Here is a 13,096-nt window from a genome sequence, read left to right on the forward strand (position 1 = left end):
CTCGACGGAAGGACCCCCTCATGGCCGAGCAGGATCTGCACGCCCGGATCACCGAGCTGATCGACACCGAGCATCGGCTCCGCGCACGCGCGGAATCCGGGGAGATCGACCCGGCCGAGGAGCGCGCGGAGCTGCAGCGTATCGAGGAGTCGCTGGATCAGTGCTGGGACCTGCTGCGTCGGCGGCGCGCTCGCCGCGACGCCGGGCTCGCGCCGGAGGACGCGGAGGCGCAACCGGTCACGCAGGTGGAGAACTACCTGCAGTGACGGCTCGGTCAGGCGGATCCGACCAGGCGATCCGTCAGACGCCGGGGCAGCACCCGCAGGACGACGTCCACCGCCCGCCAGGTGAGTCCCGGCAACGCCGCCCGCGTGACTTCCTTCTCGATGGCGTCGACCATCGCGGACACCCCGGCGTCGAGCGTCGACATCATCCGGCCCGTGTCGCCGGCGCGCGCCGACATGTCGGTCGCGACGTACCCGGGCAGCAGAGTGGTGACGCGGATCGGCGTGCCGCGCAGTTCGGCGACCAGCGCTTCGCCCAGGGCCGAGACCCCGGCCTTCGACGCCGAGTACACCGCCTTCGAGCCCGGGAGCCCGCGGTCGGCACTGATGGACGAGACCAGGACCAGGTGACCGGCGTTCTGCTCCCGGAACACCGCCAGCGCCGCCTCGATCTGGGAGATGGCGCCGACGAAGTTCGTGCGTGCGGTCTCGAGGTTCGCGTCCGCGCCTCCCGTGCCCAGGCGCGCGCCCTTGCCCAGCCCGGCGTTCACGATGACCCGGTCGATGCCGCCCAGCTCCCGGCGGAGCGCGGCGAAGCCGTCGACCACCGAGGCGTGGTCGGTGACGTCCACGGCCGCCACCGCGACGGTGATGCCGGGGTGAGCGCGGACGAGCTCGTCCCGCAGCGCGTCCAGCCGATCCAGGCGCCGAGCGCACAGCCCCAGGTCACGGCCCTCGGCGGCGAACCGCCGGGCCATCCCTTCGCCCAGTCCCGAACTCGCTCCCGTGATCACGATTCGCGTTCTCCCCATCGGGCGAACCTATACCGACGCCCGATCCACCATTCGCCCGATCGACCCGGAGGACCCCTGAGATGACCGACATCTACGACGTGATCGTGCTCGGTGGCGGGCCGGTGGGCGAGAACGCCGCCCAGTACGCCGTCGCGAATTCCGATCGCACCGCGGTGATCGTCGAGCACGAACTGGTGGGCGGCGAGTGTTCCTACTGGGCATGCATGCCGAGCAAGGCGCTGCTGCTGCCGGGGTCGGTGCTGGACCAGGCACGCAACATGCCGGGGGTGGCTTCGCTGGTCGGGGACCGCACGCTCGACGCGGACGCGGTGCTCGCACGCCGCGACTCCTACACGCACGGTCTGGACGACTCGTCCCAGGTGGAGTGGGCGGAGAGCGCCGGCATCGACGTGGTCCGCGGGCACGGCCGGCTGGCCGGCGAGAAGACGGTGACCGTGGGTGACCGCACGCTGACCGCGCGTCACGCGGTGGTGCTGGCCACCGGTACCACCGCCGCCGTGCCCCCGATTCCGGGTCTGCGGGAGGCGCGTCCGTGGACCTCGCGTGACTCCACCAACCTGCACGAGGTGCCGGACCGGGTGCTGATCCTCGGTGGCGGCGTCGTCGCCTGCGAGTCGGCCACGTGGCTGCTGGCGCTGGGCGCACGGGTGACGATGGTGGTGCGCAGCGGACTGCTCGGGACCGCGGAACCGTTCGCCGGGACCGCGGTGGCCGACGCGCTGACCGCGGCGGGCGCCGACATCCGCACCGGAGCCACGATCGGGCGAGTCGACCGACCCGACGCACGCGACACCGGCTACGGCCGTGTCCACGGCGGGCCGGCCACGGTGACGATCGAGTCCGATGCCGGCACCGAGACCGTGGAGGTCGACGAGATCCTCGTGGCCGCCGGACGTCGTCCGGCGACCGACGATCTCGGACTCGACACCGTCGGGCTGACCCCGGGCGAGTCCGTGCCGGTGGACGACGCGTTGACCGCCGTCGGGGACTGGCTGTACGCCGCGGGGGACGTCAACGGACGTGCGCTGCTCACCCACATGGGCAAGTACCAGGCCCGCGTCTGCGGCGACGTGATCGCCGCCCGCGCGGACGGCCGCCCCACCGACTCCCGTCGGCACCGGGCGACTGCCGACCACGGCCAGGTTCCGCAGGTGGTGTTCACGACGCCGGAGGTGGCGTCGGTGGGGCCGACGGAAGCGGCCGCACGGGAGGCGGGACGGGACGTACGGACCGTCGAGACCGACATCGCCGTGGCCGGCTCCTCGCTTCGGCAGGACAACTTCTCGGGTCACGCGAAATTGGTGATCGACCGGGCGTCGGACACTCTGCTCGGTGCGACGTTCGTCGGGCAGGGGGTGGCCGAGATCCTGCATTCGGCCACCGTCGCCGTCGTGGGCACGGTTGCGCTGGACGTGCTGTGGCACGCGGTTCCGTCCTACCCGACGACGAGCGAGATCTGGTTGCGGCTCCTCGAGGAGGCGCGCGAGCAGTAGACCGGCTAGTGCCCCAGCGGCTGCGCACGCCGCACCGAGTCCGCGGCGCGAGCGGCGTCGAGCGGCACGGGCGAGTGCACGACGCCCGGACCGACGCGGAGAACGCCGGATCCGAGGACGCCGGCGCGCAGTCCGCCCCGGCCGATCAGGGCCTTGCGGGTGCCGTCGACGACCATGCGGTCCATCCACGCGCAGGGGTGCGCCGGGCGTCCGCCGCGGAACCGCACCGGACCGTCGCCGGTGTCGACGGCAAAGTCCTCGCCGCGGAGCGGATCCAGCTCGAGCCCACGCGTGACGATGTTGCGTCGGGCCACCGACACAGCGCCGTGCTCGCCCTCCCGGGGCGCGCCGTTCGCCGCGGCGGTGGCCGCCTCCCACGCCTCGATCGCCAGGAAACTGACGGCCGCCTCGGTGTGCGCACGCACCCCGAAGAACCGGTCGCCCCGGATGCCCTTGCCCTCGACGACCTCGACGGACTCCGGGAACAGGGTGGGGACGTCGGCGGGCCCGTCCGCGCTGCGTCCGAAATAGGCATGTGACGGCGCCACGAGCAGCTGCACGATCTCGAGCGGATAGGTGAACGTCATCGTCGGTGAATGTAACGCAGCATCACGTACAGTCGGCCGAATGGGGCAGGGAGACACCGAGACCATCGTGACCACCGCCGACGGGCCGATCCGCGGACTCACCCGCGGGTCGCTCTCGCTCTTTCGCGGTATTCCGTACGCCGCGCCGCCGGTGGGACCGCTGCGATTCCGTGCGCCCCGGCCCGTGGAGCCGTGGACGGAGGTGCGCGACGCCACCCGGTACGGCGACGCGTCGATCCAGGACACCGCGCGCTCCCCGGTCGGCCCGGTGCGCGGGCAGAAGGCCAGCGAGGACTGCCTCACCCTCAACGTCACGGCACCGACGACGCGCTCCACCACGCCGCGACCGGTGATGGTCTTCGTGCACGGCGGCGCGTACCTGGTGGGGACCTCCGCGACGTCGCTGTACGACGGCTCGTCGCTGGTGCGGCGGGGCAACGTCGTCTACGTCTCGATGAACTACCGCCTCGGCGCCCTCGGATACCTGAACTTCGGGCAGTTCTCGACGCCCGAGCGTCCGTTCGAGGGCAACCTGGGTCTGCGCGATCAGATCGCCGCGCTCGAGTGGGTGCAGCGCAACATCGCCGCGTTCGGCGGCGATCCGGACAACGTCACCCTCTTCGGCGAGTCCGCCGGCGGCAACGCCGTCACCACGCTGGTGGCCACCCCGTCGGCGCGCGGTCTCTTCCACCGCGCGATCTCGCAGAGTTCCGCGCCCGGCATGGTCGCCACCCGCGAGCGCAGCGAGGGCTGGGCCCGTGACTTCGTCCGCCTGCTCGGCGGGACCGAGGAGACCGCGGTCGGCGTGCTGCAGAACGCGTCGAGCAAGGATCTCGTGGACGCGTCGCGTCGCCTCAACGCGAAGGTCCTGAAAGAGACGCCGGGACTGATCCCGTTCGGCCCCAACGTCGACGGCGACGTGGTGCCCACCGCCCCGCTCGAGGCGTACCGGTCCGGCGCGGCGCACGACGTTCCGATGATCATCGGCAGCAACGAACACGAGGGCACTCTCTTCTCGCGCTTCCTCGACGCGCTGCTCACCAAGGCTCCCCGGATCGACGCCTTCTTCGCCGCCACCGATCCGTCGGCGAAGGACCGCATCCTCGCGCAGTACCCCGGATACCCGAAGGGCTTGTCCGCCATCGACTTCGGCGGTGACATCACGTTCTGGCGACCGTCGCTCGAACTCGCGGACGCGCACTCCGAGCACGCACCGACGTGGGTGTATCGCTACGACTACGCGCCCCGGCTGTTCGACCTGCTGAAGCTGCACGCCACTCACGGGTCCGAACTCCTCGCCGTGTTCGGCGCGTATCGGTCGCGGTTCGGCAAGCTGATGACGATTCTCGGCGACTGGGGCAGTGCCCGCCGCATCACCGACGAGGTGCAGCGTCAGTGGCTCGCGTTCGCCGCCACCGGCGAGCCGGGGGCGGAGTGGACCCGGTACGAGGTGCCCCAGCGCGCCACTCGCATCCTCGACACGACCTCGCGGATGGAAAACGATCCGCTCGGGGAGCGCCGTGCGGCGTGGGAGGGCTTCGACGGCTGGGACGCGGCGTCCGACGAGTCGTCCCAGGACTTCCGGTCCAGTTCCGCCGGGTAGCTACTTGACCAGGCGGGAGAGCCGGCGGTCGGCCAGGATGCGGCCGCCGGTCTGACACGTCGGGCAGTACTGGAACGAGCGGTCGACGTAGGACACCTCGCGCACGGTGTCGCCGCACACCGGGCACGCCTCGCCGGTGCGGGCGTGCACGGCCATACCAGACCGCTTCTCGCCCTTGAGCCGGGCGGCGTCCTGACCCACCGATCGCGCGACCGCGTCGAGCAGGATCCGCCGCATGGTCTCGTACAGCTCGTGCACGGCCTCGTCGGTCAGGGATCCGGTCGTGGCGAACGGCGACAGCCGCGCCGCGTGCAGGATCTCGTCGCTGTAGGCGTTGCCGATCCCGGCCAGCACCTGCTGGTCGACCAGCACGGTCTTGAGCCGAGAGCTCTTCGCGCGCAGCAGATCCGCGAACTGCGGCTCGCCCACCGCGAGCGCGTCGGGACCGAGGCGGGCGATGCCCGGCACCTCGTTCGGATCACGCACCACCCACACGGCCAACCGCTTCCGGGTCCCCGCCTCCGTCAGGTCGAACGCCGGCGTCGACCCCTCGGGAGTGAACAGGTGCACGCGCAGCGCCAGCGGCCCTTTCCCCGGCTTGGGTGCGGCCGACGACGGGTTGTCGGTCCAGCGCAGCCACCCGCCGCGCGAGAGGTGGGTGATCATCCACAGGCCACCGGCCTGCACCCCGAGGTGCTTGCCGAACCGGGCGGCGTCGGTCACGTCCTGCCCCTGCATCGCGGTCAGTGGCGGATCGAACGTCTTGAGGACGCTGAGAGCGGCGACGTCGATGCGTCCGATCACGGCTCCGAGGGCGTGGTCGCGCAGGAAGCTCGCGAGGGCCTCCACTTCGGGTAATTCCGGCACCGACCCGAGGTTAACGACCGAGCGGCCGCCTGACCAGGTACGTGTCCATGACCCACCCCGCGCGTCGCCGCAGGTCCGCGCGCACCCGCACGATCTCTTCGCCGACGTCCGACACCCGGCCGGCCAGCACGACGGCGTCCGGCGTGCCGAGGTTCGCTCCCCAGTGGACGTGCCAGTCCGGCAGTGCCAGGAATCCGCAGTCCGAGTCGAGCATCACGACGACGGCGTCGACACCGTCCGGCACGCCGTCCTCGCGTAGCCGCCGCCCGGTGGTGGTGAGCACCGGCTCACCGACGCGATTGAGGACCGTGCCGTGGGCGGCGGCGAGGGCGGACGGACTGGTCACCCCCGGGGTGACGCGGACCTCGAACGGATCGTCCAGCCGGGCACGGACCCGGTCGACGACGCGCAGGGTGCTGTCGTAGAGCGACGGGTCACCCCACACGAGCATGCCGCCGACGGCATCGTCGGGCTCCGCGTCGAGGAGGTCGCCGAGGGCCCGCGCCCGCGCGTCGTGCCAGGTGTCGACGGCGGCGTCGTAGTCCCGCGGCGTGCGGTCCCGCGGCGGGTCGACGAACTCCACCACCCGATGAGGACGACGCATGTGCTCGTCGAGGATGCGGGTGCGGACGTCGACCAATTCCTGCTTGGCCGAGCCCTTGTCGATCAGCACGAAGACGTCGACTTCGTTCATCGCCTTCACGGCCGCCACCGTCACCTGGTCCGGATCGCCGGCGCCGATGCCGATGACGTGCAGGAGCCTCATTCGGGCCAGCCTAGGGTGCGCGCCTGGTCCGGTGGCTGCGCGCCTAGTCTGGTCGCATGGCCGCCACGCCCTACGAGGATCTGCTCCGCCACGTTCTCGACCACGGCACCCCGAAGTCCGACCGCACGGGAACCGGCACGCGCAGTGTCTTCGGTCATCAGATGCGGTTCGACCTCGCCGAGGGGTTCCCGCTGGTGACCACCAAGCGGGTGCACCTCAAGTCCATCGTGCACGAGCTGCTGTGGTTCCTGCGGGGCGAGTCGAACGTGGCGTACCTCCGTGAGCACGGTGTGAGCATCTGGGACGAGTGGGCCGACGCCGACGGCGATCTCGGCCCCGTCTACGGGGTGCAGTGGCGCAGTTGGCCCACCCCGTCGGGCGAGCACATCGATCAAATCTCGCAGGTGATCGACACGATCCGAAGTGATCCCGATTCCCGACGCATGGTCGTCTCGGCGTGGAACGTCGCGGACATCCCGCGGATGGCGTTGGCGCCGTGCCATGCGTTCTTCCAGTTCTACGTCGCCGACGGCAAACTCTCCTGCCAGCTCTACCAGCGCAGCGCCGACATGTTCCTCGGGGTGCCGTTCAACATCGCGAGCTACGCGCTGCTCACCCACATGGTCGCGGCGCAGACATCGCTCGAGGTGGGCGAGTTCGTGTGGACCGGCGGGGACTGCCACATCTACGACAACCACGTCGAGCAGGTGCGCGAGCAGCTCACCCGGGCGGCGTACCCGCTCCCGACGCTCCGGCTGGCGCCGCGGGACTCGATCTTCGACTACACGTACGAGGACGTCGACGTACTGGACTACCGGCACCATCCCGCCATCAAGGCACCGGTGGCGGTGTGACCGTCGGGCTGATCTGGGCGCAGGATCGCCACGGCGTGATCGGCCGGGACGGCGGCATCCCCTGGCGTGTGCCGGAGGACATGGCGCACTTCCGCGAGGTGACCGCCGGCGGCCGCGTCGTCATGGGCAGACGCACGTGGGACTCGCTGCCCGACCGCTTCCGACCCCTGCCCGGCCGCACCAACATCGTGCTCAGTCGGGACGCGTCGTGGGCCGCCGAGGGCGCGGCCCGAGCGGCGTCGCTCGACGAGGCGCTCCTCGGCGGCACCGACACCTGGATCATCGGCGGCGCCGAGATCTACGCCCTCGCCCTCCCGCACGCCGACGTGCTCGAGGTGACCGAGCTGGATCTGGAGGTCGACGGCGGCGACGCGGTCGCTCCCGAAATTCCGGACGAGTTCGTCGCCGACGCAGGCGACAGTCAGGAGAGCACGTCGGGCGTCGGGTATCGATTCGTGCGCTACCACCGTCGTTCTCGCTGATTGCGGCGCGCCGTCCGTGATACTCGGACGGTATGGACAAGAAATCGTTGACCGCCGTGGCGCGGCAGCAGCTGAAGCTCGCGCAGTCCGCCACGAGTGGCCGCAGTTCGCAGACGGTGTACGGCGGCCACCAGCGCAGCCTGCGTCAGACCGTGGTGGGACTGTCCGCCGGGCAGTCGCTCGCCGAGCACGATCTCAACGGCGAGTCGACCGTCCTGGTGCTCAGCGGTCAGCTGCAGCTCCGCAGCGGTGACAAGTCGTGGAAGGGTTCGGCCGGCGACCTCCTCGTCGTCCCCGACGCGCGGCACAGCGTCGAGGCCGTCGAGGACGTCGCCTTCCTGTTGACCGTCGCGATGTAGGTCGCGAACCGGCTCAGACCGACAGCACCTCGCCGCGTTCGCGCTCGCGGGCGAGCGCGCGGTCGCGGGACTCCTCGAACTTCACCGCCTGCTTCTCGAGGTCGGCCAGGAAGTCCGCGACCACCTCGCGCAGACGCTCGCCCTCGGGCCCGAAGTCGGTGCGCTCGAACAGCTTCCACTTCCGCAGCACGGGCATGATGACCTCGTCGAGGTGCTGGCGCAGGTCGTAGATGCCGTACTTGGCGATCAGCACCGCGTTACGGCGGAAGTCCGGCTGGTTCAGTCCCGGCATCTGGAAGTTCATGACCACGTCCGCGATCGCCTTCATCGTCTGATCGGGCGCGAGCTCGATCGCCGACGCGCACATGTTCCGGTAGAAGATCATGTGCAAGTTCTCGTCGGCGGCGATGCGCGCCAGCAGTGCGTCGGCGATCGGGTCGTTGCAGGCCTTGCCGGTGTTGCGGTGGCTCACCCGCGTCGCCAACTCCTGGAACGTCACGTAGGCGACGCCGTGGAGCAGGTTCGCGCCCTCCATCGGCGAATCGATGCCGACCGTCATGTGCTCCATACGGGCCTGCTCCAGAGCCACGGGATCGACGCTGCGGGTCACCACCAGGTAGTCGCGCATGGCGATGCCGTGGCGGTTCTCCTCCGCGGTCCAGCGCCCCACCCACGTGCCCCAGGCGCCGTCCATCGAGAAGTTCTCGGCCAGGCCGCGGTGGTAGGACGGCAGATTGTCCTCGGTCAGCAGGTTGGTCACCATCGCCGCCTTGGCCACCTTGGACAGGGTGGACTGCTCCGGAGACCAGTCGTCCCCACCCAGCATGGCGAAGTTCCGGCCGTCGCTCCACGGGATGTAGTCGTGCGGGTTCCACGGCTTGGCCAGGTCCAGGTGGCGCTCGAGATTCGCCTCGGCCACCGGCTCGAGCTCGCGCAGCAGTTCGATCTGAGACAGCGGTCGCATGTCGTCTCCCCCCGGATTGTCGTCAGCGCCGAGAACAGGCGCCGGCACTCGACGCTAGGAGCGGGTGACGACGCGCATCGAGACCTTGCGGTGATGTTGGGAAACATCGCAGCACGCGCGCAAGGCCGCTGGACGCCATCACAGCCACCCCGTCAATCGGACGTTAACCACTTTACGTCCCGGTATTACCCCTACAATCTGAACCAACGCCCCGTTTCAGGCCGTCGGGACCGCCTCCGGTCCCGGATGCCGATGATCCCGGTCGACGGAAGGAACCCTGCACGTGAGTGTCGACAACACGCTGGACAACGCCCCTCGCCGCACCGCCGCGCCCGCACCCGCCTCTCGGGGCACCTCGGCCGGCGTGTCGCTGCGGGCCGACGTGACCGAGTTGACCGCCGCGTGTCTATCGCTGGCCGTAGGGGCCGCCGACAGCACCGCACCGACCGACCAGGACATCGCGGAGCTCGGTGCGCGCGCCGCCCAGTGGGCGCGTGAGGGCGTCCCGCTAAGGGCGGTACTCGCGGCGTACCACGAGGGCGTCCAGATGGGGTGGGATCTGGTGGCCGAGCGGGCGGCGAACAACGGCACCGCGCAGCTGGCCAAGGCGGCCAAGGCCTTCGTCGGGCTGTTCGATCGCATCTCCACCGCGGCGTCCGCCGCGTACGTCGACGAGCTGCAGGCCGTGGCCAGCGAGCACCACACGGCAGCCCACACCGTCGTCACCGCACTCCTCAGCGGCCACAACGCACGCTCGGTCGCCCGCCAGTCCGGTATCGAGCTGGCCGATTGCTACACCGTGCTCGCGGTCTCGATCGGCGCGCACGCGGACGAGTCCAACCCCTCGCTCCCGCGGCCCATCGTCGCGCGTCGCAAGCTGCGCCGCGTTCAGGCGGAGTTGGCGACGGCCTGCGAGCGCTCGCCGTTGTCGATGCTCAGCTCCGAGGGCGGCACCATCCTCATCCCCGGCGAACACGACGACGAGTGGGTGTCCTCCCTGGTCTCCCGCCTGTCCGCCGCCGCGGACGCGCCCGTGACCGCGACCGTCGCCGTCAGCGCGGCCAACGACGTGCCCACCAGCTCCGACCAGGTCCACGAGCTCCTCGATCTCGCCCAGCAGCTGCGCCGGCCGCCCGGCGTCTACCGCATGACCGACCTGGTGCTCGAGTACCAGCTCACCCGCCCCGGACCGGGCCGGGCGTACCTCTCGCGGGTGCTGACGCCGCTCGACAACTCCCCCGAACTGCTCGAGACCCTCGAGATCCACATCCACCACGACCTCAACCGCCAGCGGTCGGCGCGGCAGTTGCACCTGCACACCAACACGGTCGACTACCGGCTCAAGCGCATCGCTCACCTCACCGGTTTCGATCCCACCCGCCCGTCCGGCATGCGCCACCTGCAGGCGGCATTGGTGGCACGGAAGCTGGAAGCCATCGCGCCCAGCGCATGATCGAGGCTGCGCCGACCCGGTAGAGTGCGATGCGCACGCCGGGTCGGCCCTCGTAGCTCAGGGGATAGAGCAACCCTCTCCTAAAGGGTAGGTCGCAGGTTCGAATCCTGCCGAGGGCACCATCCAGTGGCACGAGTCACCGGTCGGATGGCTCGACCGAAACAACTCGTGTGCCGCGATGCTGCGGCCCGTTCCCGAGTTGCTGAGCGTTCCCTCACGCCTCGCCCGGGGCCGATGAGAAAACCCTCGCTCTTGCCTCATCATCGTCGCCGGCCACGCTATCCCGCTTCCGGTGTTGCCCGTCTGGTACAAATCCTTGAATTCGATCGAGATCCCCTCGGAACGCACACCCGACCGGGCCACCGAGGCAGTTGAGACATGAGTGCACCACGCCGCGCGAGGGGAAGAGCCGATCACAACCACCGGGGATCGAATTCGCCCGAGGTCGCTCGATACCAGCATGACCAAGGAGAATCGATGACCCTGACGTCACCATCCGAACAGTCTCCGAACCTCACCGTCCCAGCTCGTTCGCCGACGGTCGAGTTCGCATACATCGACGAGTCCGGCGATGTCGGAATGGATAAAGGGTCACCGACTTTCACCCTCGCGTGTGTACTCGTCCCGATCGACGAATGGGACGACCGCTTGCAGTACCTCGTTGGGATGCGTCGAGCCATTCGCGACACATACAGGGTGCCGATGCGGCAGGAAGCCAAAGCCAACCACATTGTGGGTGTGAAGAAGATTTATCGCGAACTGGGCCTAGGTGACGGCCAGATGCGAGACATCTACCAGAGACACCTGCGTGCGGTGACACGACTGTCATCCGGAACGTTTGCGATAGTCATTCAGAAAGAAAAGCTTCTGAACCGGGACACCGATGTTCTGGACATGGCGTGGCGGTACTTGCTGGAACGCCTTCGTAAGCGTTCGGAAGCCACCCGAGCTCCCATTGTAATAGTGCACGATCAGGGCCAAGACGACGACATCAGGAAGCTCGTTCGCAAGTTCCGGCGAGTGACATGGACCGCCTCGGGCAAGAGGGTGTCCGCGCCGCTTCTAGTAGAAGACCCCACACCACGCGATTCTCAACAGTCTTACTTCATCCAGCTCGCTGATATCGTCGCTTACGCCGCGGCGGCAAAGGTATATCCTAGGTCGGGTAGGACAACCAAGATTTGCGACGCGTCGGCCTGGGATTCCCTGGGTGAAGTCCGGATGCAGGCCGTTTCGGCTGAGCGTAGGGACGGTCTGTATGTGTTCCCGAAGTGAAGAGGACACCCCCTTTCGGGGGTGCCCCTTGACGGCTAACCTACCCCAGCCATGCGGCTGGATCAGCTAGCGAATACATTCAAGCACAATCTGACGCGCACCGCCGTGTCATTGCATAGCGGGAACCAGGTCATGGCGGTCGTCGACTGACTGCGCGACCGAACAGGTGCGGTCGAGGCGACCAGTCGCCGTGCGCAAACTGGCGGCAAAACCCGTGGTAAGCGGTTAGGCGAAAGTCGACAAAGGCGCGGCGTCCTCCGGCAGTGACACCAGATGCCCGAAGGCCGCGCGAACGATGTTCTTCGGCGTTCTTCGCCGCTACGATGCGGCGGTGACGCGACTCGCCGCTCTCCTTGCCTCCCTCGCCGTCCTGCTCGGTCTGTGTACCGCCGTCGCGTCCGCCGAGCCGGCGACCACGACGTGGCTCTGTCGGCCCGGCGACACCGGACCGTGCGCCGGGGGCAGCGACGAGCCGGTCGACTGCTTCTACGTCTACCCCACCGCCTCACTGCAGCAATCGGTCAACGCCGATCGCGCGCCGTCGCCCGAACTGGCTGCCGTGGCCGCTGTCCAGGCGCGGCCCTTCGGCGACGTGTGCAACGTCTGGGCACCCACCTACCGCCAACTGACGCTACGCAGCCTGGCAACGCTCGACGGTCCGTCTCGCGATGCCGCGCTCGCCCTGGCGTACAGCGACATTCGAGCGGCGTGGGACGAGTACCTGGCGATCCGTGGCGACGATCGGCCCGTCGTCCTGGTGGGCCATTCGCAGGGAACCAGGATGCTGCGAAATCTGGTGCAGGACATCGAGTCCACCCCCGCACGAGACGATCTCGTGTCGGCACTGCTCATCGGCGCGACGATCACCCCTGACGACTTCCGCACCGTCGCACCGTGTTCCGCGCCCGGGGACACCGGATGCTTCGTGGCCTACTCCACCTACAACCGCCCGCGTCCCGCCGACGCACGCTACGGCGGACCGACGGCCGTGTGCACCAACCCGGCTGCGCTCGGCTCCACCGCCCCCACGGCACTGCGTGGCCCGATTCCCGGCATCACAGCGCGGTGCGACGCGGACAACGTCCTGCGCGTGGAGGGTGGAGTCAGCGGAGGTCTCCCGACCGTGCCCGACGCGACGTGGGGACTGCATATACTCGACATCACTCTCGCGCAGGACAGCCTGGTCGACCTGGTGCGGACGCAGAGCGCGGCGTTCCTCGCACGGTAGGCAGCTCGACGAAGTTTTCGTGTCGGACCCCTGTGTCATGGTGTCGGTGACACGAATTCGGGGGGATTCACGTGGACCAACTGCTTGCCGGTGACGGGTTGTCGCCGAACGACATTCGACGGTTCC

At 69.3% G+C, this 13,096-nt stretch carries 14 protein-coding genes and 1 tRNA gene; 10 read left to right on the forward strand and 5 right to left on the reverse strand.

Annotated features, from left to right (window positions below; translation table 11 throughout):
- Positions 1 to 20: 20 nt before the first annotated feature.
- Positions 21 to 266 carry a DUF2630 family protein gene (locus BMZ18_RS15310; protein ID WP_068102768.1) on the forward strand — a complete coding sequence of 82 codons (246 nt, stop codon included), beginning with the start codon at positions 21 to 23 and terminating at the stop codon, positions 264 to 266.
- An 8-nt stretch (positions 267 to 274) separates the two neighbouring features.
- On the opposite strand, the gene BMZ18_RS15315 is transcribed toward BMZ18_RS15310, so the two are convergent.
- Positions 275 to 1,036 (reverse strand): SDR family oxidoreductase, encoded by a 762-nt coding sequence (locus tag BMZ18_RS15315; RefSeq protein ID WP_068360526.1) that lies wholly within the window; start codon positions 1,034 to 1,036, stop codon positions 275 to 277.
- Positions 1,037 to 1,098: 62 nt separating this feature from the next.
- Between BMZ18_RS15315 and BMZ18_RS15320 the strand changes: the two genes are divergently transcribed.
- Positions 1,099 to 2,532, forward strand: coding sequence for a dihydrolipoyl dehydrogenase family protein (locus BMZ18_RS15320; protein WP_068360523.1), 1,434 nt, complete (start codon positions 1,099 to 1,101; stop codon positions 2,530 to 2,532).
- 5 nt (positions 2,533 to 2,537) lie between these two features.
- On the opposite strand, the gene BMZ18_RS15325 is transcribed toward BMZ18_RS15320, so the two are convergent.
- Positions 2,538 to 3,119, reverse strand: coding sequence for a molybdenum cofactor biosysynthesis protein (locus BMZ18_RS15325; RefSeq protein WP_068360518.1), 582 nt, complete (start codon positions 3,117 to 3,119; stop codon positions 2,538 to 2,540).
- Positions 3,120 to 3,159: 40 nt separating this feature from the next.
- Between BMZ18_RS15325 and BMZ18_RS15330 the strand changes: the two genes are divergently transcribed.
- The gene (locus BMZ18_RS15330; RefSeq protein ID WP_068360516.1) at positions 3,160 to 4,722 is read left to right on the forward strand and encodes a carboxylesterase/lipase family protein; all 1,563 of its coding nucleotides are present in this window, start codon (positions 3,160 to 3,162) and stop codon (positions 4,720 to 4,722) included.
- Here the strand turns inward: BMZ18_RS15330 and BMZ18_RS15335 are convergent, their stop codons facing one another.
- Positions 4,723 to 5,589 (reverse strand): Fpg/Nei family DNA glycosylase, encoded by an 867-nt coding sequence (locus tag BMZ18_RS15335; protein WP_068102776.1) that lies wholly within the window; start codon positions 5,587 to 5,589, stop codon positions 4,723 to 4,725.
- Between the two features lie 10 nt (positions 5,590 to 5,599).
- Entirely contained in the window at positions 5,600 to 6,355 is a 756-nt protein-coding gene (cobF, locus tag BMZ18_RS15340) for a precorrin-6A synthase (deacetylating) (protein WP_068360514.1), read from the reverse strand.
- 56 nt (positions 6,356 to 6,411) lie between these two features.
- On the opposite strand from cobF, the gene BMZ18_RS15345 reads away from it, so the two are divergent.
- Genes BMZ18_RS15345 through BMZ18_RS15355 form a run of 3 tightly spaced genes read left to right on the forward strand, consistent with a single transcriptional unit; the run spans position 6,412 to position 8,050 of the window.
- A complete protein-coding gene (locus BMZ18_RS15345) occupies positions 6,412 to 7,209 on the forward strand; it encodes a thymidylate synthase (protein ID WP_068360510.1) in 798 nt (265 codons plus the stop codon).
- Positions 7,206 to 7,691, forward strand: coding sequence for a dihydrofolate reductase (locus tag BMZ18_RS15350; RefSeq protein WP_068360507.1), 486 nt, complete (start codon positions 7,206 to 7,208; stop codon positions 7,689 to 7,691). The genes BMZ18_RS15345 and BMZ18_RS15350 overlap by 4 nt, the downstream gene beginning before the upstream one ends.
- Positions 7,692 to 7,723: 32 nt before the next feature.
- Positions 7,724 to 8,050 (forward strand): cupin domain-containing protein, encoded by a 327-nt coding sequence (locus BMZ18_RS15355; RefSeq protein ID WP_068102784.1) that lies wholly within the window; start codon positions 7,724 to 7,726, stop codon positions 8,048 to 8,050.
- 13 nt (positions 8,051 to 8,063) lie between these two features.
- Here BMZ18_RS15355 and BMZ18_RS15360 read toward each other — a convergent pair whose 3' ends face one another.
- Positions 8,064 to 9,014: an acyl-ACP desaturase gene (locus BMZ18_RS15360; RefSeq protein WP_068102785.1), complete on the reverse strand. Its 951-nt coding sequence runs from the start codon at positions 9,012 to 9,014 to the stop codon at positions 8,064 to 8,066.
- Between the two features lie 283 nt (positions 9,015 to 9,297).
- On the opposite strand from BMZ18_RS15360, the gene BMZ18_RS15365 reads away from it, so the two are divergent.
- From BMZ18_RS15365 to BMZ18_RS15380, 4 genes are all read left to right on the forward strand, one after another.
- Entirely contained in the window at positions 9,298 to 10,467 is a 1,170-nt protein-coding gene (locus tag BMZ18_RS15365) for a PucR family transcriptional regulator (RefSeq protein ID WP_068102787.1), read from the forward strand.
- A 46-nt stretch (positions 10,468 to 10,513) separates the two neighbouring features.
- Positions 10,514 to 10,589 (forward strand) — tRNA-Arg (locus BMZ18_RS15370).
- Positions 10,590 to 10,944: 355 nt separating this feature from the next.
- On the forward strand, positions 10,945 to 11,742 hold the full coding sequence (locus tag BMZ18_RS15375) for a DUF3800 domain-containing protein (RefSeq protein WP_068360504.1): 798 nt from the start codon (positions 10,945 to 10,947) through the stop codon (positions 11,740 to 11,742).
- A gap of 331 nt (positions 11,743 to 12,073) precedes the next feature.
- Positions 12,074 to 12,970: a DUF3089 domain-containing protein gene (locus BMZ18_RS15380; protein WP_169817699.1), complete on the forward strand. Its 897-nt coding sequence runs from the start codon at positions 12,074 to 12,076 to the stop codon at positions 12,968 to 12,970.
- Positions 12,971 to 13,096 lie beyond the last annotated feature (126 nt).

This window comes from Rhodococcoides kroppenstedtii (assembly GCF_900111805.1).
In the GTDB taxonomy this organism is placed as follows: Bacteria; Actinomycetota; Actinomycetes; order Mycobacteriales; family Mycobacteriaceae; genus Rhodococcoides; species Rhodococcoides kroppenstedtii.